This window comes from Nonomuraea sp. MG754425 (assembly GCF_021699195.1).
Classification (GTDB): domain Bacteria; phylum Actinomycetota; class Actinomycetes; order Streptosporangiales; family Streptosporangiaceae; genus Nonomuraea.
Genome location: NZ_SSXE01000025.1, coordinates 1 through 25,682, shown reverse-complemented (window position 1 = coordinate 25,682; position 25,682 = coordinate 1). Strand labels below are relative to the sequence as shown.

General features: G+C 71.7%; 24 protein-coding genes. 19 read left to right on the top strand and 5 right to left on the bottom strand.

The features are described 5' to 3' along the window. Positions 1 to 15: 15 nt before the first annotated feature. Complete coding sequence (locus FAF44_RS11510; protein ID WP_237103073.1) at positions 16 to 993, bottom strand: 2-dehydropantoate 2-reductase; 978 nt, start codon at positions 991 to 993, stop codon at positions 16 to 18. A 100-nt stretch (positions 994 to 1,093) separates the two neighbouring features. On the opposite strand from FAF44_RS11510, the gene FAF44_RS11505 reads away from it, so the two are divergent. The 7 genes from FAF44_RS11505 (at position 1,094) to FAF44_RS11475 (ending at position 10,452) form a co-directional block, all read left to right on the top strand. Further along, complete coding sequence (locus FAF44_RS11505; protein WP_237103119.1) at positions 1,094 to 2,284, top strand: molybdopterin molybdotransferase MoeA; 1,191 nt, start codon at positions 1,094 to 1,096, stop codon at positions 2,282 to 2,284. 89 nt (positions 2,285 to 2,373) lie between these two features. Further along, on the top strand, positions 2,374 to 4,044 hold the full coding sequence (locus FAF44_RS11500; RefSeq protein ID WP_237103072.1) for a thiamine pyrophosphate-binding protein: 1,671 nt from the start codon (positions 2,374 to 2,376) through the stop codon (positions 4,042 to 4,044). 13 nt (positions 4,045 to 4,057) lie between these two features. After that, positions 4,058 to 5,281 carry a formyl-CoA transferase gene (gene frc, locus FAF44_RS11495; RefSeq protein ID WP_237103071.1) on the top strand — a complete coding sequence of 408 codons (1,224 nt, stop codon included), beginning with the start codon at positions 4,058 to 4,060 and terminating at the stop codon, positions 5,279 to 5,281. 1 nt (position 5,282) lies between these two features. After that, positions 5,283 to 7,397 carry an acetate--CoA ligase family protein gene (locus tag FAF44_RS11490; protein ID WP_237103070.1) on the top strand — a complete coding sequence of 705 codons (2,115 nt, stop codon included), beginning with the start codon at positions 5,283 to 5,285 and terminating at the stop codon, positions 7,395 to 7,397. Between the two features lie 164 nt (positions 7,398 to 7,561). Then, positions 7,562 to 8,968: an Nramp family divalent metal transporter gene (locus tag FAF44_RS11485; protein WP_237103069.1), complete on the top strand. Its 1,407-nt coding sequence runs from the start codon at positions 7,562 to 7,564 to the stop codon at positions 8,966 to 8,968. Then, positions 8,968 to 9,468, top strand: coding sequence for a hypothetical protein (locus tag FAF44_RS11480; RefSeq protein WP_237103068.1), 501 nt, complete (start codon positions 8,968 to 8,970; stop codon positions 9,466 to 9,468). Before FAF44_RS11485 ends, FAF44_RS11480 begins: the two co-directional genes overlap by 1 nt. Before the next feature lie 12 nt (positions 9,469 to 9,480). Beyond that, entirely contained in the window at positions 9,481 to 10,452 is a 972-nt protein-coding gene (locus FAF44_RS11475; protein ID WP_237103067.1) for a TerC family protein, read from the top strand. Positions 10,453 to 10,536: 84 nt separating this feature from the next. On the opposite strand, the gene FAF44_RS11470 is transcribed toward FAF44_RS11475, so the two are convergent. The 3 genes from FAF44_RS11470 to FAF44_RS11460 all read right to left on the bottom strand — a co-directional run bounded on the left by FAF44_RS11470 (position 10,537) and on the right by FAF44_RS11460 (position 13,029). After that, positions 10,537 to 10,725 (bottom strand): hypothetical protein, encoded by a 189-nt coding sequence (locus tag FAF44_RS11470; RefSeq protein WP_237103066.1) that lies wholly within the window; start codon positions 10,723 to 10,725, stop codon positions 10,537 to 10,539. Positions 10,726 to 10,805: 80 nt separating this feature from the next. After that, entirely contained in the window at positions 10,806 to 11,543 is a 738-nt protein-coding gene (locus FAF44_RS11465; protein ID WP_237103065.1) for a GntR family transcriptional regulator, read from the bottom strand. A gap of 151 nt (positions 11,544 to 11,694) precedes the next feature. Continuing rightward, positions 11,695 to 13,029: an MFS transporter gene (locus tag FAF44_RS11460; RefSeq protein WP_237103064.1), complete on the bottom strand. Its 1,335-nt coding sequence runs from the start codon at positions 13,027 to 13,029 to the stop codon at positions 11,695 to 11,697. Between the two features lie 89 nt (positions 13,030 to 13,118). Between FAF44_RS11460 and sucC the strand changes: the two genes are divergently transcribed. The 6 genes from sucC to FAF44_RS11430 all read left to right on the top strand — a co-directional run bounded on the left by sucC (position 13,119) and on the right by FAF44_RS11430 (position 20,078). Further along, positions 13,119 to 14,252 carry an ADP-forming succinate--CoA ligase subunit beta gene (sucC, locus tag FAF44_RS11455; RefSeq protein ID WP_237103063.1) on the top strand — a complete coding sequence of 378 codons (1,134 nt, stop codon included), beginning with the start codon at positions 13,119 to 13,121 and terminating at the stop codon, positions 14,250 to 14,252. After that, positions 14,253 to 15,137: a succinate--CoA ligase subunit alpha gene (gene sucD / locus FAF44_RS11450; RefSeq protein WP_237103062.1), complete on the top strand. Its 885-nt coding sequence runs from the start codon at positions 14,253 to 14,255 to the stop codon at positions 15,135 to 15,137. It abuts the gene before it with no gap. Then, positions 15,134 to 15,898: a hydroxypyruvate isomerase family protein gene (locus FAF44_RS11445; RefSeq protein WP_237103061.1), complete on the top strand. Its 765-nt coding sequence runs from the start codon at positions 15,134 to 15,136 to the stop codon at positions 15,896 to 15,898. Before sucD ends, FAF44_RS11445 begins: the two co-directional genes overlap by 4 nt. After that, positions 15,895 to 16,755, top strand: coding sequence for an NAD(P)-dependent oxidoreductase (locus FAF44_RS11440; RefSeq protein ID WP_237103060.1), 861 nt, complete (start codon positions 15,895 to 15,897; stop codon positions 16,753 to 16,755). The genes FAF44_RS11445 and FAF44_RS11440 overlap by 4 nt, the downstream gene beginning before the upstream one ends. Further along, a complete protein-coding gene (gene gcl, locus FAF44_RS11435; RefSeq protein ID WP_237103059.1) occupies positions 16,752 to 18,473 on the top strand; it encodes a glyoxylate carboligase in 1,722 nt (573 codons plus the stop codon). Before FAF44_RS11440 ends, gcl begins: the two co-directional genes overlap by 4 nt. 75 nt (positions 18,474 to 18,548) lie before the next feature. Continuing rightward, positions 18,549 to 20,078: an aldehyde dehydrogenase family protein gene (locus tag FAF44_RS11430; protein ID WP_237103058.1), complete on the top strand. Its 1,530-nt coding sequence runs from the start codon at positions 18,549 to 18,551 to the stop codon at positions 20,076 to 20,078. Positions 20,079 to 20,085: 7 nt separating this feature from the next. Here the strand turns inward: FAF44_RS11430 and FAF44_RS11425 are convergent, their stop codons facing one another. Continuing rightward, positions 20,086 to 20,424, bottom strand: a complete 339-nt coding sequence (locus FAF44_RS11425; protein ID WP_237103057.1) for a DUF6703 family protein — start codon at positions 20,422 to 20,424, stop codon at positions 20,086 to 20,088. Positions 20,425 to 20,580: 156 nt separating this feature from the next. On the opposite strand from FAF44_RS11425, the gene FAF44_RS11420 reads away from it, so the two are divergent. The 6 genes from FAF44_RS11420 to FAF44_RS11395 all read left to right on the top strand — a co-directional run bounded on the left by FAF44_RS11420 (position 20,581) and on the right by FAF44_RS11395 (position 25,556). Then, complete coding sequence (locus FAF44_RS11420) at positions 20,581 to 20,859, top strand: antibiotic biosynthesis monooxygenase (RefSeq protein ID WP_237103056.1); 279 nt, start codon at positions 20,581 to 20,583, stop codon at positions 20,857 to 20,859. Between the two features lie 95 nt (positions 20,860 to 20,954). Continuing rightward, positions 20,955 to 22,340 (top strand): glycine--tRNA ligase, encoded by a 1,386-nt coding sequence (locus FAF44_RS11415; protein ID WP_237103055.1) that lies wholly within the window; start codon positions 20,955 to 20,957, stop codon positions 22,338 to 22,340. Positions 22,341 to 22,499: 159 nt separating this feature from the next. Continuing rightward, complete coding sequence (locus FAF44_RS11410; protein ID WP_237103054.1) at positions 22,500 to 22,646, top strand: hypothetical protein; 147 nt, start codon at positions 22,500 to 22,502, stop codon at positions 22,644 to 22,646. Beyond that, positions 22,643 to 23,665: a MoxR family ATPase gene (locus FAF44_RS11405; protein WP_237103053.1), complete on the top strand. Its 1,023-nt coding sequence runs from the start codon at positions 22,643 to 22,645 to the stop codon at positions 23,663 to 23,665. The genes FAF44_RS11410 and FAF44_RS11405 overlap by 4 nt, the downstream gene beginning before the upstream one ends. Next, a complete protein-coding gene (locus FAF44_RS11400; protein WP_237103052.1) occupies positions 23,662 to 24,615 on the top strand; it encodes a DUF58 domain-containing protein in 954 nt (317 codons plus the stop codon). The genes FAF44_RS11405 and FAF44_RS11400 overlap by 4 nt, the downstream gene beginning before the upstream one ends. After that, a complete protein-coding gene (locus FAF44_RS11395) occupies positions 24,612 to 25,556 on the top strand; it encodes a VWA domain-containing protein (protein WP_237103051.1) in 945 nt (314 codons plus the stop codon). Before FAF44_RS11400 ends, FAF44_RS11395 begins: the two co-directional genes overlap by 4 nt. Positions 25,557 to 25,682: the final 126 nt, after the last annotated feature.

Here is a 25,682-nt window from a genome sequence, read left to right as displayed (position 1 = left end):
CTACGGTATTCCGCGCTAACCCGCACGGACCAGGTTCTCGTTCAGCAGGTCGCTGACCGCGTGGATCGCGCGCAGCGTGGGCACTTCGGCGCCGGTCAGGTCGGCCAGTTCGACCACCGCGGCCAGCAGCACGTCGAGCTCCAGCGGTTTGCCCTTCTCCAGGTCCTGGAGCGTGGACGTCTTGTGCTCGCCCGCCCGCTCCGCGCCGCGCAGGCGGCGCTCGATGGAGATCCCCGGATCGCAGCCCACCCGCCGGGCCACGTCGATCGTCTCGCGCATCATGGCCACGACCAGTTCCCGCGCGCCGTCGTGGCGGCAGATCCCGGCCATGGTCGCCCTGGCCAGCGCGCTGATCGGGTTGAAGGCGATGTTTCCCATGAGTTTGATCCAGACGTCCCGGCGGAGATCGCGCTCCACCGGGCACTTCAGCCCGCCCTCGACGGCGGCCCGGCTGAAGGCGGCGCACCGCTCGGTCAGCTCGCCGCCGGGCTCGCCGATGGAGAAGCGGGTGCCTTCGAGGTGGCGGATCACGCCGGGTTCCTCGATCTCCGTGGCGGCGTACACCACGCAGCCGATGGCGCGGTGCAGGGGCAGCGCGGCCGTCACCGCGCCGCCCGGATCGACGCTCTCGATGCGATAGCCCTCGTACGGGCCGGGGAGCCCGTGGAAGTACCACCACGGGATGCCGTTCTGCGCGGCGATGACGCTCGTGGCCTCGTGCAGCAGCGGCTCGATCATGGGGCCCGCGGAGGCGTAGCTGTTCGCCTTGAGGCCCAGGAAGATGTGGTCCACCGGCCCGACCTCGGTGGGGTCGTCGGTGGCATGGGGATGGGCGACGAAGTCGCCCCTGGGGGTGAGCACCCGCACACCGGCGCGGCGAATCGCCTGGAGGTGCGCGCCCCTCGCGATGAGGTGCACCTCGACACCCGCCCGGTGGAGGGCGGCCCCCACGTATGCGCCGATGGCGCCGGCGCCAAGAACAGCGACCTTCATGCTGCGCTCTCCGTTCTCGCGTCGGATCGTGTATTCCGTATACAGTATGGAAAAACACGGGTCAAGGAGTGTGCCGATGACCGTTCTGCGGCATGGACCAGTGGTGGAAGCGATCTCATGGGGCCGAGCGCGGGCTCTCGCGGCCGGATCGGCCCGCCCGTCGAGGCCCTCCCCGGTGGCCCTGCGGGAGGCGATCGGGCGCCGGCTCGCCGGGCCCCTGCGCGCCCTGGTGCCGGTGCCGGGGACGGACGTCTCGGCGATGGACGGGTACGCCGTCGCCGGTCCGGGGCCGTGGCGGGTGACCGGGCGCGTGCTGGCCGGGGGAGCGCCGTACGCCGGGCCGCTGCGTGCGGGGGAGGCGGTGGAGATCGCCACCGGAGCCCCGGTGCCCGCCGGGTCGGCGGCGGTGCTGCCGTACGAGCGCGCCGACCTGCGCGATGGCCGGCTGGCGGGCGAGTTCGAGCAGGGCAGGCACATCCGGTGGCGGGGCGAGGACATCCCCGAGGGGACGGTCGTGCTCGACGCGGGCGCGGTGCTGACGCCGGTCGCGCTCGGCCTGGCCGCCGCCCTGGGCCACGACACGCTCCTGGTCCGGCCGCGCCCCAGGGTCGCGGTGCTGGTCACCGGCGACGAGGTGGTGCACGAAGGACGGCCCGCGCCGGGCCGGGTCCGCGACGCGATCGGGCCGTTCCTGCCGGGGCTGGTGGCGTGGGCGGGCGGGCTCGTCACGGACACGGTCCGGCTCCCCGACGGGCCCGGACCGCTGCGCGCCGCACTCGACGCCCGGCCCTCCTGGCCCGCCGGACCGGCAGGTGCGGGTGGTGGGCATGAGGTCGTCGTGGTGTGCGGGGCGTCGTCGAAGGGGCCCGCCGACCACCTGCGGGCGGTGCTCGACGACCTCGGCGCCGAGGTGATCGTGGACGGCGTCGCCGTACGTCCCGGGCACCCGCAACTCCTGGCCCGGCTGCCCGGCGGCCGGCTCGTGGCGGGCCTGCCGGGCAACCCGTTCGCGGCCCTGGCCGCCGGGCTCACCCTGCTGGCCCCCGTCCTGCGCGAAATGGCCGGCGCGCCCGCCGCCCGGCGGACCGGGACCCTGTCCGGAGCGGTGCGGGCGCACCCTCGTGACACCCGCCTGGTGCCGGTCAGAACGGCAGGTCAGAGGGCGGAGCCGGTGGGGCACGACCGGCCCGGATCGTTGTGGGGTGCGGCGCTGGCGGATGCCCTGGCGGTGGTCCCGCCGGGCTGGTCCGGCGAGCGGGTCGAACTGATCGAGTTGCCCGCTGGGGGCTAGACAGGCCGATCTCAAGGGAGTAACCATTGCGTTCATACGGTATGCAGTATGCGGAAGACAGCATTTCGTCGCCGGGAAAGGGTGGCACGATGTCGGAAACGATCTCAGGCGGTCATCTCGTAGCCAAGGCGCTCAAGGCCGAGGGCGTGGATGTGATCTACACGCTCTGCGGCGGCCACATCATCGACATCTACGACGGCTGCGTCGATGAGGGCATCGAGGTCATCGACGTACGCCACGAGCAGGTAGCCGCGCACGCCGCGGACGGATACGCGCGCATCACCGGCAAGCCCGGCTGCGCCGTCGTCACCGCGGGGCCGGGCACGACCGACGCCGTCACCGGGGTGGCCAACGCCTTCCGCGCGGAGAGCCCGATGTTGCTCATCGGCGGCCAGGGCGCGCTGAGCCAGCACAAGATGGGCTCGTTGCAGGACCTGCCGCACGTGGACATGATGAGCCCGATCACGAAGTTCGCGGCCACGGTGCCCAGCACCGAACGTGTGGCCGACATCGTGTCGATGGCCTTCCGCGAGTGTTACCACGGAGCGCCGGGGCCGTCGTTCCTGGAGATCCCGCGTGACGTGCTCGACGCGAAGGTGCCGGTGGACAAGGCCCGCCTGCCCAAGCCGGGCCACTACCGCGCCTCCACCCGCCAGCAGGGCGACCCCGAGGCCATCGAGCGGCTCGCCGACCTGCTCGCGCACGCCGAGAAGCCGTGCATCCTGCTCGGCAGCCAGGTCTGGACGTGCCGGGCGACCGACGCGGCCACCGACTTCGTGCGCACGCTGAACGTGCCCGCGTACATGAACGGCTCGGGCCGCGGCACGCTCCCGCCCGGCGACCCGCACCACTTCCAGCTCAGCCGCCGGTACGCCTTCACCGAGGCCGACCTCATCATCATCGTCGGCACCCCGTTCGACTTCCGCATGGGCTACGGCAAGCGCCTGTCGCCGACGGCCACGGTCGTCCAGATCGACCTCGACTACCGCACCGTCGGCAAGAACCGCGACATCGACCTCGGCATCGTCGGCGACGCCGGCCTCATCCTCGCCGCCGCGGCCCAGGCCGCCAGCGGGCGCGTCGAGAACGGCGCGACCCGCCGCAAGGAGTGGCTGGAGGAGCTGCGCAACGTCGAGAAGCAGTCCTTCGACAAGCGCCTGCCCCGCCAGCTCTCCGGCGCCCAGCCGATCGACCCCTACCGCCTCGTCCACGAGATCAACGAGTTCCTCACCGAGGACACGATCTACATCGGCGACGGCGGCGACATCGTCACCTTCTCCGGCCAGGTCGTGCAGCCCAAGTCGCCCGGCCACTGGATGGACCCGGGCCCGCTCGGCACCCTCGGCGTCGGCATGGCCTTCGCGATGGCGGCCAAGCAGGCGCGGCGCGACAAGGAGGTGCTGTGCCTGTTCGGCGACGGCGCCTTCAGCCTGACCGGCTGGGACTTCGAGACGATGGTCCGCTTCGACCTGCCGTTCATCGGCGTCATCGGCAACAACTCCTCGATGAACCAGATCAGGTACGGCCAGGCCGCCAAGTACGGCCAGGACCGCGCGCGCGTCGGCAACACCCTCGGCGACATCCGCTACGGCGAGTTCGCCAAGCTCCTCGGCGGATACGGCGAGGAGGTCCGCGACCCCGCCGAGATCCGCCCGGCCCTGGAGCGGGCCCGCGAGTCGGGCAAGCCCGCGCTGATCAACGTCTGGGTCGACCCAGAGGTGTACGCCCCCGGAACCATGAACCAGACCATGTACAAGTAGGGGAAACGCAGAGATGAAGGCTCTCGAAGGTGTCCGCGTCCTCGACATGACCCATGTCCAGTCCGGCCCGTCGGCCACCCAGATGCTCGCCTGGCTGGGCGCCGACGTGGTCAAGCTGGAGGCCCCGACCGGTGACATCACCCGGCAACAGCTCCGCGACGTGCCCGATGTCGACAGCCTCTACTTCACGATGCTCAACTGCAACAAGCGCAGCATCACCCTCAACATGAAGAGCGAGCGCGGCAAGGAGATCTTCACCGAGCTGGTGCGCGGCGCCGACATCCTGGTGGAGAACTTCGGGCCCGGCGCGGTGGACCGCATGGGCTTCTCCTGGGAGCGCCTCCAGGAACTCAACCCCCGCCTCATCTACGCCTCGATCAAGGGCTTCGGCCAGGGCAGGTACGCCAAGTTCAAGGCGTACGAGGTGATCGCCCAGGCCATGGGCGGCTCGATGAGCACCACGGGCTTCGAGGAGGGCCCGCCGCTGGCCACGGGCGCGCAGATCGGCGACTCGGGCACCGGCATCCACGCGGTCGCCGGCATCCTGGCCGCCCTCTACCAGCGCGGGCAGTCGGGACGCGGGCAGCGCGTGCAGGTGGCCATGCAGCACGCGGTGCTGAACCTGTGCCGCGTCAAGCTGCGCGACCAGCAGCGCCTGGCGCACGGGCCGCTGCGCGAGTACCCCAACAGGACGTTCGGCGTCGAGGTGCCGCGCTCGGGCAACGCCAGCGGCGGCGGCCAGCCGGGCTGGGCGGTGCGCTGCGCCCCGGGCGGCCCGAACGACTACATCTACGTCATCGTGCAGCCGGTCGGCTGGAAGCCGATCGCGGGCATCATCGGCCGCCCCGAGCTGACCGACGACCCCGAGTGGGCGACGCCGGAGGCGCGCCTGTCGAAGCTGGACAAGATGTTCCAGCTCATCGAGGAGTGGACGATCCGCCACGACAAGTGGACGGTGCTGGACCGGCTCAACGCCGAGAACATCCCGTGCGGCCCGATCCTGTCCACCAGGGAGCTGGTGGAGGACGAGAGCCTGCGCGAGGAGGGCATCGTCGTGTCGGTCGAGCACCCGGAGCGCGGCGAGTTCGTGACCGTGGGCAGCCCGCTGCAACTGTCGGACTCGCCGGTCGACGTCCGCACCCCGCCGCTGCTCGGCGAGCACAACCAGGAGATCTACGGCGAGCTCGGCGTCACCCCCGACGAGCTGGCGCAGCTCAAGACGAACGGAGTCATCTGACGTGGCCGCGAGGGAAGTCATCGACAAGGCGCTCGCGGAGGGGCGCACGGCACTGACCGCCCCCGAGGGCCGTGAGCTGTGCCAGGAGTACGGCATCGCCACCCCGGGCGAGGGCCTGGCCACCTCGGCCGACGAGGCGGTGCGGCTGGCCGCGGAGATCGGGTTCCCGGTCGTGCTGAAGATCGTCTCGCCGGACATCCTGCACAAGACCGACGCCGGCGGCGTGCTGGTCGGGCTGCGGACCGAGGACGAGGTACGGGAGGGCCACGACCGGATCCTGGCCAACGCCCGCGCCCACGACCCCGACGCCAGGATCGACGGCGTCCAGGTGCAGCAGCTCGTCGGCGGCGGCCACGAGGTCATCGTCGGCGCGGTCACCGACCCGACCTTCGGCAAGGTCGTCGCGTTCGGGCTGGGTGGCGTCCTGGTCGAGGTGCTCAAGGACGTGACCTTCCGGCTTGCCCCGGTTTCGGGTGATGATGCGCTCAGCATGCTGGACGACATCAGGGCGGCCGAGGTGCTGCGCGGCGCCCGGGGGGCCGAACCCGCCGACAGGCAGGCGCTGGCCGCGCTGATCGAGCGCGTCGGCCGGCTCGTCACGGACATCCCCGAGATCGTCGAGGTGGACCTCAACCCCGTCTTCGCCGACGCGCGCGGCGCGGTCGCCGCCGACGTGCGCATCCTCATCGGCGAGCCGTCGCCCGAGGTCGAGCGGCTGCCGCGTGAGGAGATCCTGCGGCAGATGAACCGCATCTTCAAGCCGCGCTCGGTCGCCGTGATCGGCGCCTCCGCCGAGGACGGCAAGATCGGCAACTCGGTCATGAAGAACCTCATCAACGGCGGCTACCGGGGGCAGATCCATCCGATCAACCCCAAGGCCGACGAGATCATGGGGCTCAAGGCGTACAAGAGCGTGGCGGACGTGCCCGGCGACGTGGACGTGGCCGTGTTCGCCATCCCCGCCAAGTTCGTCGCGCCGGCACTGGAGGAGGTCGGCGAGAAGGGCGTGGCCGGCGCCGTGATGATCCCGTCCGGCTTCGCCGAGACCGGGAACGTCGAAGGCCAGAAGGAGATCGTCGAGATCGCCCGCAGGCACGGCGTGCGCATGCTCGGCCCCAACATCTACGGCTACTACTACACGCCCGAGAACCTCTGCGCGACCTTCTGCACCCCGTACGACGTGCGCGGGAGCGTGGCGCTGACCTCGCAGAGCGGCGGCATCGGGATGGCCATCCTGGGCTTCAGCCGCACCACCAAGATGGGCGTCTCGGCGATCGTCGGCGTCGGCAACAAGGCCGACGTGGACGAGGACGACCTGCTCACCTTCTTCGAGCAGGACGACAACACCAGGGCCGTGGCCATGCACCTGGAGGACCTCAAGGACGGCCGCGGCTTCGTCGAGGCCGCCCGCCGCGTGGTCAAGGAGAAGCCGGTCATCGTGCTCAAGGCCGGGCGCACCGCGATGGGCGCGCGGGCCGCGGGCTCGCACACCGGCGCGCTGGCCGGCGACGACAAGGTCTACGACGACATCCTGCGCCAGGCCGGCGTGGTGCGCGCCCCCGGGCTCAACGACATGCTGGAGTACGCCCGCGCGCTGCCGATCCTGCCCGCCCCCAAGGGCGAGAACGTCGTCATCATCACCGGCGCGGGCGGCTCGGGCGTGCTGCTGTCCGACGCCATCGTGGACGCCGGGCTGACCCTCATGGACATCCCCGACGACCTGGACCAGGCGTTCCGCGCCTACATCCCGCCGTTCGGCGCGGCGGGCAACCCCATCGACATCACCGGCGGCGAGCCCCCTTCGACCTACGAGAACACGGTCCGCCTCGGCCTGCGCGACGAGCGTATCCACGCGCTCGTGCTGGGCTACTGGCACACGATCGTGACGCCGCCGATGGTCTTCGCCGAGCTGATCGCGCGCGTGGTCGCGGAGGAGCGGGCGAAGGGCAACGTCAAGCCGGTCGTGGCGTCACTGGCCGGCGACACCGAGGTTGAGGAGGCCAGCGAGTACCTGTTCGAGCACGGCGTGGTCGCGTACCCGTACACGACGGAGAAGCCCGTGGCGGTCCTCGGTGCGAAGTACCGCTGGGCCAGGGCGGCCGGTCTGCTGGGCTAAGAGCCGAGTTCCAGCAGCGCCGGGCGAGGGGGCAATTCGGGGCGCAGAGGAAGGCAACACACCCCCCAGGAGGTCCGAAGGTGGACACATCGAACACACCACCGGCGACGGCCACGCCGCCGGTCGAGGATCAACGAGTATGGAAAGCGGGCCGGCTTGAGCCGATGCCCATCAGGAAGCTCCCCGACGCGCCCCCCTCGGTGCACATCATCGGGCCGACGGTCTTTCTCGTCGCGCTCGGCGTGGGCATGGGCGAGTCGTACATGTGGCCGCGGCTGGTGCTGCTGTTCGGCCCCGAGATCAGGTGGCTGTTCCTGATCGGCGTCACCCTCCAGGCCGTGGTGATGCTGGAGATGGCCCGGTACGCCATGGCCACGGGGGAGAGCATCTTCACCGGCGCGGCCAGGGTGTTCAAGCCGCTGATGTGGTTCTTCTTCATCGTGGCGATCGCCGTCTACATCTGGCCGGGCCACCTGTCGGCCGGGGCGGCGGCGTTCGAGGAGGTCACCGGCATCCCCTGGATGGTGACGGCGATCACCGGATTAATCGTCGTCGGCGTGGTCTTCACCCTCGCCAAGGTGATCTACAACCTGCTCGAGAGCGTGCTCTCCCTGCTGATCGGCGTGCTCGTGCTGGGCACCGCCGTGATCGCGGCCATGGTCGGCTCCTGGGGCGACGTGGTCACCACGATCACCGGCATGTTCTCCTTCGGCTACCTGCCGCCGCAGGCCCTCACGGCCGCCTGGTTCCCCGTCATCGTGGGCGCCTGCGCCTTCGCCGGCCCGTCGGGCATGCAGCAGATGTGGTACACGCTGCACCTGCGTGACTCCGGCGCCGGCATGGGCGTGCACCAGCCGAAGGTGCGCGGGCTGCGGCACGCGGGCGAGGAGGAGGAGCGGCCCACCCACGGGTTCATGTTCGACACCGAGGACCCGGCCGAGATGGCCAAGTGGAAGGGCTGGCGGCGCTGGGTCACGTTCGACGCGCTGCTGCTGTTCTGGGGCATCACCATGCTCGTCACGATCTCCTTCACGGTGATCGCGCAGGCCGCGGTGCGGATCGACCCGGGCGTACGACAGGTCATCCAGGGCGACGACCGGGAGGTGGCGCTGACCGCGATGTCCAACGCCGTCTCCTCGGCGGGCAGTTCGGTTCTCGGGGTCGTGTTCCTCGGGTTCATCGCGCTGATCGGCCTGAACGCGACGCTGGGGCTGTTCGACTCGTTCTCGCGCGGCCAGGCCGACATGACCTTCCACTTCATCCCCAAGACCCGCAAGCTCGGCATGTCGCGCCTGTACGGCGTCTTCCTGTGGGGCGTGATCCTGTTCGGGATCCTGATCCTGCTCTTCGGACCCGCCGACGGGCCCAGCGGCATCCTCGACACGCTGGCGTTCCTGTCCACGTTCGCCATGGGCGCGTACTGCGTGACGCTGCTCCTGGTGAACAACCGCATGCTGCCCAAGCCGATCAGGCCGAGATGGTGGTCGAACGCGATCATCGGCTTCGGCGCGGTCTTCTATCTCGGCATGCTCTTCTACAGCCTGTTCGCCTACGGCGTGGTCGTGGGCTGATGATCGGACGGCACAGCCTCGAACTCGCCCTGCCAGGGGCGTCGATCGGAGCCGTCGCCGGAGCCATGGCCGGTGGGCTGACCCTGTTCGCGGGGCAGCCCACCGCGATGGCGGCGCTGGCGGCGCTGGCACTCGCCACGCCGCTGGCGCTCTTCGGCGGCCTGTACGGCATGCTGCTCGGTCACAACGTCTTCCGCCCGGGGACCTTCGGGCCGATCGGCCTGTACTGGATGGCCGCCTTCCCGGTGTCCCGGCTGACACAGGAGATCGCGGCCCCCACGGGTGGGCTCATCGAGGGCGTGCCCGCGTTCCTGGCCTACCAGGCGATGATCGCCCTCGGTTTCGCGATCGGCTTCCTCTGGCTGCACGAGAGGGTCATGCCGCACTGGCTGATGCGCGTGGCCGGCGACAACCCGCTCGCCCAGGACCTGCTCGACAAGTACGTGCGCTTCGCCCGGCTCATGCGCACCCGGAAAAGGCCCCGGAAGGGGGACGCGTAGATGGTCCCGGCCATGGAGCTGCCGTTCTGGATCTGGGCCGCCACCATCGGCGGTTTCTGCGTGGTGCTCGCGTTCGACTTCTGGCTCGTGGCCCGCAACCCGCACGAACCCAGCTTCAAGGAGTGCGTGGCCTGGGTCTCGTTCTACGTGGCGCTGGCCGTGGGCTTCGGCGTCGGGCTGCTGCTGCTCTCGGGGCCCGCGCACGGCGGGGAGTTCTTCGCCGGGTGGATCACCGAGTACTCGCTCAGCGTGGACAACCTGTTCGTCTTCCTGCTGATCATGAGCCGGTTCCAGGTGCCGCGGCAGTACCGGCAGAAGGTGCTGCTCATCGGCATCATCCTGGCGCTGCTCATGCGCGGCGGCTTCATCGCCGCCGGAGCCGAGGCGGTCACCAGGTTCGACTGGCTCTTCTACGTTTTCGGCGCGTTCCTCGTCTACACCGCGTGGAAGCTGGTCGGCAGCGAGGAGGAGGGGGCGGAGTTCTCCGAGAACATCGCCCTGCGCACGGTGCGCCGGGTGCTGCCGACGACGGACACCTATCACGGCGCCCGCCTCACCGTGCACCACGGCCGCCGGATGGTCACCCCGATGCTGATCGTGATGGTCGCCATCGGGACCACCGACCTGCTGTTCGCGCTGGACTCGATCCCGGCCATCTTCGGCCTCACCAAGGAGCCCTACCTGGTCTTCACCGCCAACGCCTTCGCCCTCATGGGGCTGCGGCAGTTGTTCTTCCTCCTCGGCGGCCTGCTCGACCGGCTGGTCTACCTGAGCAAGGGCCTGTCGGTGGTGCTGGCCTTCATCGGCGTGAAGCTGATCCTCGAGGCCCTGCACCACGACGGGGTGTCGTGGGCGCCGGAGATCCCGATCATGGTCTCGCTCGGGGTCATCATCGGCACCCTCGCCGTCACGACGGTGCTGAGCCTGCTCAAGTCGGCCCGCGATGCCAGGAAGGCGAAGGAGCCGGAGACCGCGGATCGTTGAACCGGGCCGCGCGCGGGGCCGGCGGCTGCCCTCCGGGGTGGCCGCTCCCTGCCGCGGCTCGACGTCGTGGCTTCGTCTCGTCTCTCAGTGCCGCGGTTCGGTGCCGCGGGCTCTTCGCACGTCGTGGCCGGAGCTCCACTGCCGCAGGTAGTGCTCGGCGTCGTCGGCCGAGTAGTGCTTCCTGAGCGCGGCGTTCAGGCCGATGCCCATGGCCCGGCCGTCCGCCGCCTGGCCCAGGGGATCACCGAGGAGAAAGCGGATGAACGCCTTCATGGTCATGCACCTCCGATCGGTCTGGCTCCCACCCTCCACCTGGGGTGTTTCGGAGCGGGTGGCCTTGTGTGACGGTCGCGTCAACCGAGCTGCCGGGGCCGGCGGCGGCGCACCGGCTTGGGGGCGGGCTCCAGCGGCTCGTTCTCCCGCTGTTCCATGTAGGAGGCCCGGGTGTGCTCGGTGTGCTCGCGCATGATCTTGGCGGCCCGGCGCTCGTCGCCCGCCTCGATGGCGTCGATCAGCGCCTTGTGCTCGTCCCACGAGGCCATGCCGCGCTGGCGGGCCACCGGCGTGTGGTACCAGCGCACCCGCCGGGCCACCTGGGAGGCCAGCTCGGCCAGCACCTTGTTGCCCGACAGGTCGGTGACCAGGGCGTGCAGCTCGGAGTTGGTCGCCACGGCGTCGTCCACGTCGTCGGAGCGGACGGCGGCGATGCCGCGCTCGCAAAGGACGCGCAGCCGCCGTACGCCGTCCTCGCCGGCGTGCTGCGCGGCGAGCCTGGCGGACTCGGTCTCCAGCAGCGTGCGGACCGCGAGGAGCTGATCGGCCTCCTCCAGCGTGGGCACGTGCACGAACGCGCCCTGGCCCGGGTGGAGATCGACCCAGCCCTCGCCGCTGAGCTGCTGGAGCGCCTCGCGTACGGGCTGCCTGGAGACTCCGAGCAGCTCGGCCAGCTCGCTCTCCACGAGGTGCTGACCGGGCTTGAGCTGGCCGGAGACGATGAGCTCTTGGATAGCCTCGATCACGCTCTCCCGGAGCGTGGCGGGGCGGGGAATCTTGGCGGCCGCCGTCTGACCGGCCTGATCCGACAGCAACATGGTCAAGTCTCCAGGAATAGGCGCATTTGGTTTTTCGTCGACTGCCTACAGCATACCGTCCAGGGGTTCTTTCCGGCCGTGAGCCTCGTCACAGAGCGTCGCGTCGTGGCGGCCTGTGTGACAGAGGGTCGTCTCGCGGGGCGCGACGCTGTCACAGCGGGATGGTGGCGGGCAGTCCCGGGATGCGCAGGCGCGGCGTGGCCAGGGCCGGCAACGCCGCCAGCGCGGCGGCGGCCAGGAGTGCTCCGCCGGGGGCCGTCAGCGCGGTGAGGGCCAGGCCCGCCGCCAGCACGCCGGCCAGGGCCTTGGCGCTGTAGACGACGGCGTGGATCTCGGTGGCCCGCTCGGTGCCGAACAGTTCGCGGACGAGGCTGGCGAGCAGCGGGTAGAAGGCCCCGCCGCCCAGCCCGGCCGCCAGCGCCCCCAGCCACAGCAGCGGCCCCGCGCCGGCCCCCTCGTGCGCGTTCTGGACGGCCACCGCCAGCAGGATCTGGCCCAGGGCGAGCGAGCCGAAGACGGCGGCCAGGACCCGCCGGCGGCCGAACTGCTCCGCCGCCCGCATCGCCGCCGAGCGGCCCGCGCCGTTGAGCGCCACGAGCAGGGCCACCGCGCCCCACGCGCCGGTGCCCGCCACCACGATCACGTCGAACACCGAGACCGCGCCCGCGCACACCAGCATCAAGGCGAGCGCCGGAAGCGTGCGCGTGCGCAGGGCCTGCGCGAGCCCGAACTGCTTGACGGCCTCGGGGGAGGTGCGCAGCCGGGCCGCGTCCAGGGCGTGGGTGCGCGGGTCCACGTCGCCGGGCCACCACAGAGGCGGCGGCAGCCGGAGGCGGCGGGCGGCGGTCGCGATGACGGCGGTGGCGAGCGCGGCGCAGGCCAGGAAGGCGACCGGGGTCGTGCCCGGGGCGATCCCCGCCCAGAGCAGCAGGGGCACGGCCCCGTAGCCGAAGGCGCCGGTGATGAGGCCGACGCGGGCGGCGGGCCGTTCGGGATACCAGGAGGAGACGACCTCGCCGCAGACCCCGTAGACCAGGCCCGCGCCCAGCCCGCCGAGCACGGCGTAACCGATGAGCGCGAGGAGCCCGCCGGCGGAGAGCAGCGCCGCCGGATCGCCTCCCGCAGGCGGGGAGACCCCGGCGACCGCGGCCCCCGCGACTGGGGCAACGGCGGGGACGGCCAGGGCGGCCGTGGCCAGGCCGAGGCCGGACAGGGCGGCTCCGGCCGCCAGGCAGGCGCGCACGCCGAGCCGCCGCCGTCTGACGAGGTGGAGCGCGGGCAGGGCGCCGGCGGCCTGGCAGGCGATCCAGACCGTCAGCAGGGTCAGCCCGCCGTCCTGCCCGGTGAGCAGGGCGGCGAAGCCGTACTGGAGCGGGCTGATCGCCGCCATCGCGGCCAGCGCCAGCCGGAACATGCGGGTGCGGTCGGCCGGGACGGGCCCGGGGCGGTACGGCCGGCCCCGCCAATCCCTGATTGCATTCTCCATACTGTATGGAATATCCCGCACCAGACGGCCTGTCGAGACCCTAGACGAAGGATACTCCATACGGTATACCGTCTACAAAGGAGGCTCGAATGGACCTGTACGAGTACCAGGCGAAGGAGCTCTTCGGGCGTCACGGGATCCCGGTTCCCGCAGGCCGGACCGCCGCCACACCGGCCGAGGCCCGCGCGATCGCGGCCGGGCTGAACGCGCCCGTCGTCATCAAGGCCCAGGTGAAGACCGGCGGCCGGGGCAAGGCGGGCGGGATCAGGGCGGCGGCGGGCCCGGCCGCGGCCGAGGCGGAGGCCGCCCGGGTCATCGGGATGGACATCAAGGGGCACACCGCGCGCCGCGTGCTGGTGGAGTCCGCGACGGTGCCGTTCGAGGAGTACTACGCGGCCTTCCTGGTGGACCGCGCCGAGGGCGGGTTCCTGGCGATGGTGTCGGGCCAGGGCGGCATGGAGATCGAGGAACTGGCCGCCACCGACCCCGACGCCATCGTGAAGCTGCCCATCGACCCCGTGGCGGGCGTGGACGCCGACACCGCCAGGCTGCTCGCGGCCAAGGCGGGCCTGCCCGAGCAGGCGGCCGAGGTCCTGGAACGGCTGTGGCGGGTGCTCGTCGCGGAGGACGCGCTGCTCGTCGAGGTGAACCCGCTGATCTGCACCACCGACCAGCGGATCGTGGCGCTCGACGGCAAGGTCACCCTCGACGGCAACGCGGCCTTCCGCCACTCCTGGGAGGACTACGACGAGCGCACCGGCAGCCTGGAGGACCGCGCCAGGGCCAAAGGGCTCAACTACGTGAAGCTGGACGGCACGGTCGGCGTGATCGGCAACGGCGCCGGGCTGGTGATGAGCACGCTCGACGTGGTGGCGGGCGCCGGCGCGGACCCGGCGAACTTCCTGGACATCGGCGGCGGCGCGTCCGCCCAGGTCATGGCCGACGGCCTGGAGATCATCCTGGGCGACCCCGACGTGCGCTCGGTGCTGGTCAACGTCTTCGGCGGCATCACGACCTGCGACGCGGTGGCCAACGGCATCGTCACCGCGCTCGAACTGCTCGGCGAGCGTGGCCGCGGCCGGCCCATCGTCGTACGGCTGGACGGCAACAACGCCGAGGTGGGCCGGCGCATCCTCAGCGACGCCCGGCACCCGGCGGTACGCCAGGTCTCCACCATGGACGGCGCCGCCGAGATGGCGGCCAGACTCGCGGCAGGTGCGTAAATGGCGATCTTTCTGACCAAGGACAGCCGGGTGCTCGTCCAGGGCATGACGGGCGCGGAGGGCACCCGGCACACGGCGCGGATGCTCGCCGCCGGCACCGACGTCACGGCCGGGGTGACGCCCGGCAAGGGCGGCCGGTCGGTGGACTTCGGCGAGCGCACGGTGCCGGTGTTCGGCTCGGTCGCCGAGGCGGTCGAGCAGACCGGGGCGGACGTGTCGGTGGTCTTCGTGCCGCCGCGCTTCACCGCCTCGGCCGTCGAGGAGGCGGTGGCGGCGCGGGTGCCGCTCTGCGTGGTGATCACGGAGGGCGTGCCGGTGCACGACGCCGTCCGCTTCCGCGCCCTGGCCGGCGGCGCGACCAGGGTCATCGGGCCCAACTGCCCCGGCCTGATCAGCCCCGGCCAGTCGTCGGCCGGGATCATCCCCGCCGACATCACCTCGGCGGGCCGCATCGGGCTGGTCTCCAAGTCCGGCACGCTGACCTACCAGCTCATGTACGAGCTGCGCGACCTCGGCTTCTCCACCGCCGTCGGCATCGGCGGCGACCCGGTGATCGGCACCACGCACATCGACTGCCTCCAGGCGTTCCAGGACGACCCGGGCACCGACGCCATCGTCATGATCGGCGAGATCGGCGGCGACGCCGAGGAGCGGGCCGCCGCCTACATCGCGGCGAACGTCACCAAGCCCGTGGTCGCGTACGTGGCCGGGTTCACCGCCCCGGAGGGCAAGACGATGGGGCACGCGGGCGCGATCGTGTCCGGTTCGTCGGGCACCGCCCAGGCCAAGAAGGAGGCCCTGGAGGCGGTCGGCGTGCGGGTGGGCCGGACTCCTTCGGAGACCGCCCGGCTGATGCGCTCGGTGTTGCCGAAGGCGGCGTCATGAGGTTCGCCGTCAACCTGTCCATCCTCTTCACGGACCTGCCGCTGCTGGAGCGCCCGGCCGCGGCGGCCAAGCACGGGTTCGACGCCGTGGAGCTGTGGTGGCCGTTCGACGGCCCCGACCCCGGCGGCGTGGCGCTGGCGGAGTTGCGCCGGGCCGTCGAGGACGCGGGCGTACGCCTGACCGGGCTGAACTTCGACGCCGGCGACATGGCGGCGGGCGAGCGCGGGCTGCTGGCCAGGCCCAGGGGCTCGGCCCGGTTCCAGGCCAACATCGACGTCGCCGTGCGCCTGGCCGGCGAACTCGGCTGCACGGTGCTCAACGCGCTGTACGGCAACGGCCCCGGCACCGACGCCGACCTGGCGGTGGCGAACCTGCGCGGGGCGGCCGACGCCGCGCGGGACATCGGCGCGACCGTGGTCGTCGAGGCGCTGAACTCCCACGACAACCCGCTCTACCCGATCACGTCGTCGGAGGCGGCGTTCGAGCTCATCGACCGGGTGGACCGGGACAACGTGGCGTTCCTGGCCGACCTCTACCACCTGCACCGGATGGGCGAGGACGTGCTCGCGCTCATCGACCGGCACGCGGGCCGGTTCGGGCACGTGCAGATCGCCGACGACCCCGGCAGGGGGCGGCCGGGGAGCGGGCGGATGCCGTACCCGGAGATCTTCGCGCGGCTGGAAGCGGCGGGTTACCGCGGTCACGTGGGCCTGGAGTACCGGCACCAGGGGCCGGGCGCGTTCGACTGGAGGCGGGCATGAACATCGGGTTCGTCGGCTTGGGGATCATGGGCAGCCCGATGGCGGCCAACCTCCTCAAAGCCGGATATGTCGTGACTGGTTATGACGTGAGTGCCGAGCGCGTTGGGCACCTGGCCGCCCTGGGCGGCAAGGGCGCCGCCGGCGTGGTGGACGCGGTCGCCGGCGCCGACGTCGTGATCACGATGCTGCCCGACTCGCCGCAGGTCGAGGAGGTCGCACCGCTCATCGTCGAGTACGGCCGGCCGAACCTGCTCTACATCGACATGAGCACGATCAAGCCCGAGACCTCCCGCTGGGTCGCCCGGCAGGCCGCGGCGGTCGGCGTACGGGCCCTGGACGCCCCCGTGAGCGGCGGCGAGCGCGGCGCGGTGGACGGCACCCTGTCGATCATGGTCGGCGGGGCGCCCGAGGACGTCGAGGAGGCCAGGCCCGTCCTGGAGCGGCTCGGCGTCACGATCGTCCACGTCGGCCCGGCCGGCGCGGGCCAGACCGTCAAGGCCGCCAACCAGCTCGTCGTGGGCGGCATCTACGGGCTGGTGGCGGAGGCGATCGTGCTGCTGGAGGCGTCCGGCGTGGACCCGGCGCCGGGGCTCGACGTGCTGGCCGGCGGCCTGGCGGGCTCCCGGATCCTGGAGCTCAAGCGGCACACCATGGTCCGGCGGGAGTTCGCCCCCGGCTTCCGCATCGACCTGCACCACAAGGACATGGGCATCGCCCTGGCCGCCGCCCGCGAGGCCGGCGTCAGCCTGCCGCTCACCGGGCAGGTCGCCCAGCTCGTGGCCGCGGCCAGAGCGCAGGGCCACGGCTCGCTCGACCACTCCGCCCTGCTGAAGGTGATCGAAAGGCTGAACGCATGACGAAGGTCCCGTGCATGGAGGCCGTGGTGCGGGTGCTGGAGTCGGAGGGCGTGGACACGGTCTTCGGCATCCCCGGCGCGGCCATCCTGCCCTTCTACGCCGCGCTCCAGAACAGCTCGATCCGGCACGTCACCGTCCGCCACGAGGAGGGCGGCACCCACGCGGCCGACGGCTGGGCCAGGGTCACCGGGAACGTCGGCGTCTGCGTCGGCACCAGCGGCCCGGCGGGCACGAACATGATCACCGGCCTGTACACCGCGCTGGCCGACTCCATCCCCATCATCTGCGTCACCGGCCAGGCCGTGACCTCCAAGCTGCACCAGGAGGCGTTCCAGGCGGTGGACATCGTGGAGATCGCCCGCCCGGTGACCAAGTGGGCCGTCCAGCTCAAGGAGCCCGCCCAGGCGCCGTGGCTGTTCCGTGAGGCGTTCCGGGTCGCCCGCTCGGGACGGCCCGGCCCGGTGCTCATCGACCTGCCGCTCGACGTCCAGCGCGGCTCCTGCCGCTACGACCCCGCCCTGGACGCGCCGCTGCCCGTCGAGGCGCCGGAACCGCTGCCCAAGGCCGTCCGCGCGGCCATGGACCTGCTGGAGGCGGCCCGGCGGCCGATCATCCTGGCCGGCGGGGGCGTGATCATCGGCGAGGCGACCGACGAGCTGCGGGCGCTGGCCGAGCACCTCCAGGTCCCGGTGCAGGTGACGCTCATGGGCAAGGGCGCCTTCCCCGAGGACCACCCGCTGTTCGCCGGGATGGCCGGCATCCAGACGCAGACCCGGTGGGGCAACGCCGCGTTCCTGGAGAGCGACATGGTGCTGGCCGTGGGCGCCCGGTTCGGCGACCGGCACACCGGCGACCTCGACGTCTACCGGCGGGGCCGCACGTTCGTGCACGTGGACATCGACCCCATGCAGATCGGCCGGGTCTTCGAGCCCGACCTCGGCGTGCTCGGCCACGCCCGGCCCGTGCTGGCCGGGCTGCGCGACGAGGCCCGCCGCCGCGGCGGCCCGCGCGAGCCGGGCAGGTGGCCGCGGCGGGTCGCCGAACTGCGCGGCACCCTGGGACGCCGCGACGACTTCGACGACGTGCCCATCAAGCCGCCCAGGGTGTTCAGGGAGATCAACGAGTACTTCCCGCGCGACACCACGTTCGTCACCGCCATCGGGCTCTACCAGATCTGGTCCGGCCAGTTCCAGACCACCTACCTGCCGCGCCGCTACCTGGTCTGCGGGCAGGCCGGGCCGCTGGGCTGGGAGGTGCCCGCGGCCATGGGGGTCAAGCTCGCCCACCCGGAGCGGCAGGTCGTGGCGGTGGTCGGCGACTACTCCTTCCAGTTCCTGATGGAGGAGGTGGCGGTGGCGGCGCAGTACCGGGTGCCGTTCGTCATCGTCATGATCAACAACGAGTACCTGGGGCTGATCCGGCAGGCGGAACTGCCGTACGAGATGAACTACGCCGTGGACCTGCACTACGGCGAGGGCGGCATCGACCACGTCAAGGCCATGGAGGCGTTCGGCTGCCCGGCGCGCCGGGTCGAGTTGCCCGGCGACATCCGCGACGCGCTGGCGTGGGCGAGCGCGCAGGCGGCGGCCAAGCGCCTGCCGGTGCTGGTCGAGGTGATGGTGGAGCGCGAGGCCAACGCCGCCATGGGGCCCTCGCTGGAGGCGATCAAGGAGTTCGAGCCGGTGCCCGAGCTCATCGCCGCCGACTGGTCCGACTGAGGTCCGACCGGGATCCGACCAGGCTCTGATCGAGTGGGACCGAGAGCCGGCCGAGACTCTACTGAGGAGGAGCTTATGCGGCTCAAGCCGGGTACGTCCTGGCGGGACGCCTACGAGCAAGCGTGTACGGCGGCCCCTGAAGCCTTCCACGACGACCGGGTGCTGAACCACTGGGGCGGTGTCTGGCACCGCGACGGGCGGCCGGTGCCCGGCTTCTCGCCGCTCGACGGCACCGCCATCGCCGGCCCGCCCAGGCTCGACCGGGCGGGCGCGGCACGGGCCGTCGCGGGCGCGGCCGAGGAGCACCGGCGCTGGCGGCACCTTCCGCTCGCCGAACGCAAGGCCATGGTGTCGGCCGCGGTGGAGTCCATGGCCGCGCACCGCGACCTGCTGGCCCTGCTGCTGGTCTGGGAGATCGGCAAGCCGTGGAAGACGGCCTGCGCCGACGTCGACCGCTGCCTCGACGGCGTGCGCTGGTACGTCGAGGAGATCGACCGCATGGTGGACGGCCGCACGCCGCTGCCCGGCCCCGTCAGCAACATCGCGAGCTGGAACTATCCGATGAGCGTGCTCATGCACGCCATGCTCGTGCAGGCGCTGGCCGGCAACGCCGTGATCGCCAAGACCCCCACCGACGGCGGGTTGTGCTGCCTGACCCTCGCCTGCGCGCTGGCCGTACGCGAAGGGCTGCCGTTCACGCTGGTCAGCGGGGGAGGGGCGGAGCTGTCACCGGTGCTCGTCGGCTCCACCGCGCTGGGCTGCGTGTCGTTCGTGGGCGGCAGGGACGCCGGGGCGAAGGTCGCCACCTCCCTGGCCGACCTCGGCCGGCGGCACGTCCTGGAGCAGGAGGGGCTCAACTGCTGGGGCATCTGGGAGTACGGCGACTGGGACCTGCTCGCCCGCCAGTTGCGCGGCTCCTTCGACTACGCCAAGCAGCGCTGCACCGCCTACCCGCGCTTCGTCGTGCAGCGCTCGCTGTTCCACGAGTTCCTGGCCGCCTACCTGGAGGCCGTCGGCTCGCTGCGGTTCGGCCACCCGCTGGCCGTCGCGGAACCGGACGACCCGCTGCCCGCGCTCGACTTCGGGCCGCTGATCAACGCCTCGAAGGCCAAGGAACTGGCCGACCAGGTGAACGAGGCGGTGACGCGGGGCGGCGTGCCCATCCACCGGGCCTCGCTCGAGTCCGGCCACTTCCTGCCGGGCCAGGACACCTCCGCCTACTTCGCCCCGACCGCGCTGCTCAACCCGCCCCCGTCCTCACCCCTCCACCACGCCGAGCCGTTCGGCCCGGTGGACACCGTCGTCCTGGTGGACACCGAGGCGGAGCTGCTGGCCGCCATGAACGCCAGCAACGGCGCGCTGGTCGCCACGCTGTCCTGCGACGAGGAGGAGACCTACCGGCGGCTGTCGCCCGAGGTGCGCGCCTTCAAGGTCGGCCACAACCGGCCGCGTTCGCGCGGGGACCGCGAGGAGCTGTTCGGCGGGCTCGGCGCGTCGTGGCGCGGCGCGTTCGTCGGCGGCGACCTGCTCGTCCGCGCCGCCACCGTCGGCCAGGACGCCGAGCGCCTGCCGGGCAACTTCCCCAGTTACACGCTGCTGCCCTGACGGGCGCTCAGAAGATCCCGAAGCGGGTCGCCGCGAGGAGCACCAGGAACGTCAGCATGGCGACCCGCATCACCTTCCCGCCCGCCCCCAGCGACGGCCACGACAGGTAGGCCAGCCAGCCCACGAAGGCGAGCACCGGCAGCACGGCCAGCCCGCCCAGCGGGTTGGCCGCGGCGAACCCCGCCAGCAGCAGGATCACCAGCACCACCGGCGTCACCCACCGGGGCACCTGCGTGAACAGGAACGTCATCGGCACCGCGCTGCGCCGCTCGACCGTCTTGCGCAGGCCGGTCGCGCCAGGCGTGAAGTACTGCTCGCCCTGGGGCTGCTTGTTGTCAGGGGCCACGCACCAGAGCCTACGGGGAACGGCCACGGCACGGGCGCGGACCTTCCCGGCAAAGGCCCCCAGGATCCGGCAAATCGCCGCCACGGAGGCGGGAGATACCTCGCCCGCCGGCCTGTGGCGGCCCGTCCGCACCTTTAGGCTGGTCGGGTGCTCGCCGTGATCCGATACACCGTTCCAGAGTCCCAGTCCCAAGACTTCGTCAAGCAGGGCCACACCATCCTTGACACGTTCGCCACCCAGCCCGGCTACCTGCGGGGCAGGCTGGCCCGCTCGGTCGACGAGCCCAATCTGTGGGCCCTGGTCACGGAATGGGAGGGCGCGGGCTTCTACCGCCGGGCGCTGTCCGCCGCCCGAATGGTGATGTATCCCCTGATGATCCTGATGCTGAACGAGCCCAGTGCGTTCGAGGACGTCTACACCCGCGACGGGGCGTAGCATTACTGGCGCGCGAGAGCGGGTGCCCGTCCCCTAAGCTGGGATCTCACCAAATTTCCCTCGCCGACCTCCAGCCGGAAAGAGAATCATCCAAAATGGCACGACGCACCGACGTCATGGACACCATCGTCAGCCTCGCCAAGCGCCGCGGGCTCGTTTACCCGTCGAGCGAGATCTACGGCGGACTGCGCGCGTCCTGGGACTACGGTCCACTGGGCGTCGAGCTGAAGAACAACGTCAAGCGGCAGTGGTGGCTGTCGATGGTCCAGTCGCGTGACGACGTGGTGGGCCTCGACTCCTGCGTCATCCTGGCCCCCGAGGTGTGGCGGGCCAGCGGCCACGTCGAGACCTTCACCGACCCGCTGACCGAATGCCTGTCCTGCCACAAGCGCTTCCGCGCCGATCACCTGATCGAGGCGTACGAGGAGAAGAACGGCAAGGCCCCCGAGTCCGGCCTGGCCGACATCACCTGCCCCAACTGCGGCAACAAGGGCACCTTCACCGAGCCCAGGCAGTTCAGCGGCCTGCTCAAGACCTACCTCGGCCCGATCGAGGACGAGTCGGGCCTGGCCTACCTGCGGCCCGAGACCGCGCAGGGCATCTTCATCAACTACCTCAACGTGCAGCAGTCGGCGCGCAAGAAGATCCCGTTCGGCATCGGCCAGACCGGCAAGTCGTTCCGCAACGAGATCACGCCGGGCAACTTCATCTTCCGCACCCGCGAGTTCGAGCAGATGGAGATGGAGTTCTTCGTCAAGCCCGGCACCGACGAGGAGTGGCACCAGTACTGGATCGACGAGCGCTACCGCTGGTACTCCGACCTGGGCATCAACAAGGACAACCTGCGCCTCTACGAGCACCCCCAGGACAAACTGTCCCACTACTCCAAGCGCACGGTCGACATCGAGTACCGCTTCAACTTCACCGGCACCGAGTGGGGTGAGCTCGAGGGCGTCGCCAACCGCACCGACTTCGACCTCACCGCCCACTCCAAGGCGTCGGGCGTCGACCTCAGCTTCTTCGAGCAGGAGAGCGGCGAGCGCTACGTCCCCTACGTCATCGAGCCGGCGGCCGGCGTCGACCGGGCCGCGCTGACGTTCCTGCTCGACGCCTACAGCGAGGACGAGGCGCCCAACGCCAAGGGCGTCATGGAGAAGCGCACCGTCATGCGGCTCGACCACCGGCTCGCCCCGGTCAAGGCCGCGGTGCTGCCGCTCTCGCGCAACGCCGACCTGTCGCCGAAGGCGCGCGACCTGGCCGCCCAGCTCCGGCGGCGGTGGAACGTCGAGTTCGACGACGCCGGCGCGATCGGCCGCCGCTACCGGCGCCAGGACGAGATCGGCACGCCGTTCTGCATCACGGTCGACTTCGACACCCTCGAGGACCACGCGGTGACGATCCGCGAGCGCGACACGATGGCGCAGGAGCGCATCGCGATCGACGGCGTCGAGTCGTACCTGCGCCAGCACCTGAACGACTGACCGTCCGGCGACGGGAATAGGGGCTGCTCCTCGGGAGCGGCCCCTTTTCGCGTGTTACTCCGGCCCTCGACCGAAAAACCGTGTAAAGGCGATGGTTACGCCAGCTTTCGCGGTCTCTTGATGACATTCGCAGCAAGACATCGAGGGGACGAGGAATCCATGCGTACATCACGTTTCGCTCTTGTGGTGCTCGCCGCCGGCGCACTGCTGCTGACCGGAAGCGCGGCGTTCGCCGATCCGGAGCCGACCGCTCTGGAACTGCGCGTCGTCGTGGACGAGTGCCACCACGGAAGCGTCCAGCCGTGACGGAGCCCGCGCTGCTGGAGCGCGCCCTGTTCGAGGTCAAGCGCGTGATCGTGGGCCAGGACCGGATGGTCGAGCGGCTGCTCGTGGCGGTCGTCGCCAAGGGGCACTGCCTGCTCGAAGGCGTCCCCGGCATCGCCAAGACGCTGGCCGCCGAGACCCTGGCCACGGTGGCCGGGGGGACGTTCGCGCGTATCCAGTTCACGCCTGACCTGGTGCCGTCCGACATCGTCGGCACGAGGATCTACCGGCCCTCCACGGAGTCGTTCGACGTCGAACTCGGCCCCGTCATGGTGAACCTGCTGCTGGCCGACGAGATCAACCGGGCGCCCGCGAAGGTGCAGTCCGCGCTGCTGGAGATCATGGCCGAGCGCCAGGTGAGCATCGGCGGTGTCACGTACGAGGTGCCCAGGCCGTTCCTGGTGCTGGCCACCCAGAACCCGATCGAGTCCGAGGGCGTCTACCACCTGCCCGAGGCACAGCGCGACCGCTTCCTCATGAAGATCGACGTGGACTATCCCAGCGAGTCGGAAGAGCTGGCGATCGTCTACCGCATGAGCGTGGACCCGCCCACGCCCCAGAACGTGCTCGACCCGGAGCAGGTCGTCGCCCTGCAACGCCGGGCCGAGCGGGTCTTCGTGCACCACGCGGTCGCCGAGTACGCCGTCCGCCTGGTCTACGCCACCCGCGACCCCGAGCGGTACGGGGTGCCGGACGTCGGGCGGCTGCTGGCCTTCGGCGTCAGCCCCAGGGCCACGCTGGGCCTGCTGGCGGCCGGCCGGGCGTTGGCGCTGCTGCGGGGGCGCGACTACGTGCTGCCGGAGGACGTACGGGACCTGGCGCACGACGTCATGGCGCACCGGCTCGTGCTCTCCTTCGACGCGCTGGCCGACGGGGTGCCGCCCCGGCAGGTCGTGGACCGGGTGGTGGCGGCGGTGCCGCTGCCGGTCATCGCCCCCAGCCAGGAGACGCCTCCGTACGAGTTGCCGCGGCCCGAGACGCGGCGGGACGCGGTGGCATGAAGCCGTACCTGATGGCCGAGCCCGCGCTGCGCAGGCTCGAACTGACGATCACCAGGAGACTGGATGGACTGCTCCAGGGGGAGCGTCTGGGACTGGTGCCGGGGCCGGGCAGCGAGCCCGCGGAGTCCCGGCCGTACCAGCCGGAGGACGACGTGCGGCGGATGGACTGGAACGTCACCGCCCGTACGAACGAGCCGCACGTCCGTGACCTGGTCGCGGACCGGGAGCTGGAGATCTGGGGGCTGCTCGACGCCACCGCCAGCATGGACTTCGGGACCGCGGCGATGGAGAAGCGGGAGCTGGCCGTGTCGGCCCTGGCCGCCGTCGGCTTCCTCACCCAGCGCACGGGCAACCGGATCGGCGCCCACCTGCTGCACGGCGGCGGGGTCAGGACGCTGCCCGCCAGGACGGGCCGGCCGCACCTGATGGCGCTGCTCCAGGCGGCGTTCGCGCTGCCGCGCACCCCGCCGGGGGTGGCCGAGCCGCTGCTCGGCGTGGCGGCCGGGCAACTCGGCCGGGTGGTGCGGCGGCGCGGCCTGGTCGTGGTGGTGTCGGACTTCCTCGACGAGCCCGGCACGTGGGAGCTCCCCCTGCGCCGGCTCGCCGCCCGGCACCAGGTGCTGGCCGTGGAGGTGCTCGACCCGCGCGAGCTGACGCTGCCCGACGTGGGCATCCTCACGCTGGTCGACCCGGAGACGGGACGCCGGCGCGAGGTCGCCACCGGCAACGCCCGGCTGCGCCGCCGGTACGCCGAGGCGGCGGCCGGGCAGCGGGACGCCATCTCCCAGGGGCTGCGCCGGACCGGGGCCGCGCACCTGCGGCTGCGTACCGACCGGGACTGGGTGCGTGACCTGATGGGGCACGTCGTGCGCCAGCGCCGCCTGGCCGCGTCGGCGGTGAGCCCGTCCCGCCGGGGACGGACGTCGGAGGGAGGGGGTGACGTGGCGTGACCCTCATCTCGCCCGTCTGGCTGCTGCTGCTCGTCCCCGTGCTCCTGCTCGCCCTGCTGTACGTGATCACGGCGCTGCGGAGCAGGACCGCCTACGCCGTCCGTTTCACCAACCTCGACCTGCTCGACAAGGTGGCGCCCCGGCAGCCGGGGTGGCGCAGGCACGTGCCCGCGGCGGCGCTGCTGCTGATGTTCGCGCTGCTCGTGGTGGGCATCGCCCGGCCGTCGGCCGAGGTGCGGGTGCCCAGGGAGCGGGCCACGATCATGGTGGCGTTCGACGTGTCGGCGTCCATGGGGGCCACCGACGTCTCGCCGAACCGGTTCGAGGCGGCCAAGCAGGCGGCCAGGCAGTTCGTGAACGGGCTGCCGGAGCGGTTCAACCTGGGGCTGGTGTCGTTCTCGTCCGCGGCGTCCGTCGCGGTGCCGCCCACCAGGGACCGGCCCGCGGTGCTGAGCGCGCTCGACCGGCTCAGCCTGGACTCGGGCACGGCCATCGGCGAGGCCGTCTTCTCCTCGCTGGAGGCGATCGCCGCGCTCGACCCGGAGGAGGAGTCGCCGCCCGCGCACATCGTGCTGCTGTCCGACGGCTCCAACACGACCGGCCGCACGGCGGGCGACGCGGCGACCGAGGCGTCCTCGCGCGGCGTGCCCGTCACCACCATCGCGTACGGCACGCCGGACGGCACCATCAGCATGTCGGGCCGCGAGATGCCGGTGCCGGTGGACGGCCCCGCGCTGCGCGCCCTGGCCGAGTCGGCGGGCGGCGGCTTCTACGAGGCGGCCAGCGGCGACGAGTTGCAGGCGGTCTACGACGACATCGGCACGTCGGTCGGCTACCGCACGGAGTGGCAGGAGATCTGGCAGTGGTTCGTGGGGGCGGGGCTGCTCTTCGGGCTGATCGCGGCGGCGGCGTCGATGGCGTGGTTCTCGAGGCTGCCATGAGGGGGCTGGGCAGTCCGCGCGGGCCTGAGTTCGTCACGACGCCGGTGGGCGTCCCGGCGGACGCCCCGCCCGTCCTCCCCCTGACCACCCCGGCGGCGGCTCCCGTGCCGCCGCCCAGGGGGCGTG

Bases quoted from the DNA above. Each gene is read 5' to 3' on its own strand.
- FAF44_RS11430 (WP_237103058.1), top strand. From the start codon at position 18,549: ATGCGGCTCAAGCCGGGTACGTCCTGGCGGGACGCCTACGAGCAAGCG.
- FAF44_RS11480 (WP_237103068.1), top strand. From the start codon at position 8,968: ATGATCGGACGGCACAGCCTCGAACTCGCCCTGCCAGGGGCGTCGATC.
- sucC (WP_237103063.1), top strand. From the start codon at position 13,119: ATGGACCTGTACGAGTACCAGGCGAAGGAGCTCTTCGGGCGTCACGGG.
- FAF44_RS11410 (WP_237103054.1), top strand. From the start codon at position 22,500: ATGCGTACATCACGTTTCGCTCTTGTGGTGCTCGCCGCCGGCGCACTG.
- FAF44_RS11475 (WP_237103067.1), top strand. From the start codon at position 9,481: ATGGAGCTGCCGTTCTGGATCTGGGCCGCCACCATCGGCGGTTTCTGC.
- FAF44_RS11500 (WP_237103072.1), top strand. From the start codon at position 2,374: ATGTCGGAAACGATCTCAGGCGGTCATCTCGTAGCCAAGGCGCTCAAG.
- FAF44_RS11400 (WP_237103052.1), top strand. From the start codon at position 23,662: ATGAAGCCGTACCTGATGGCCGAGCCCGCGCTGCGCAGGCTCGAACTG.
- FAF44_RS11485 (WP_237103069.1), top strand. From the start codon at position 7,562: ATGCCCATCAGGAAGCTCCCCGACGCGCCCCCCTCGGTGCACATCATC.
- FAF44_RS11460 (WP_237103064.1), bottom strand. From the start codon at position 13,029: ATGGAGAATGCAATCAGGGATTGGCGGGGCCGGCCGTACCGCCCCGGG.
- FAF44_RS11415 (WP_237103055.1), top strand. From the start codon at position 20,955: ATGGCACGACGCACCGACGTCATGGACACCATCGTCAGCCTCGCCAAG.
- FAF44_RS11465 (WP_237103065.1), bottom strand. From the start codon at position 11,543: ATGTTGCTGTCGGATCAGGCCGGTCAGACGGCGGCCGCCAAGATTCCC.
- FAF44_RS11510 (WP_237103073.1), bottom strand. From the start codon at position 993: ATGAAGGTCGCTGTTCTTGGCGCCGGCGCCATCGGCGCATACGTGGGG.
- frc (WP_237103071.1), top strand. From the start codon at position 4,058: ATGAAGGCTCTCGAAGGTGTCCGCGTCCTCGACATGACCCATGTCCAG.
- sucD (WP_237103062.1), top strand. From the start codon at position 14,253: ATGGCGATCTTTCTGACCAAGGACAGCCGGGTGCTCGTCCAGGGCATG.
- FAF44_RS11445 (WP_237103061.1), top strand. From the start codon at position 15,134: ATGAGGTTCGCCGTCAACCTGTCCATCCTCTTCACGGACCTGCCGCTG.
- FAF44_RS11470 (WP_237103066.1), bottom strand. From the start codon at position 10,725: ATGAAGGCGTTCATCCGCTTTCTCCTCGGTGATCCCCTGGGCCAGGCG.
- gcl (WP_237103059.1), top strand. From the start codon at position 16,752: ATGACGAAGGTCCCGTGCATGGAGGCCGTGGTGCGGGTGCTGGAGTCG.
- FAF44_RS11440 (WP_237103060.1), top strand. From the start codon at position 15,895: ATGAACATCGGGTTCGTCGGCTTGGGGATCATGGGCAGCCCGATGGCG.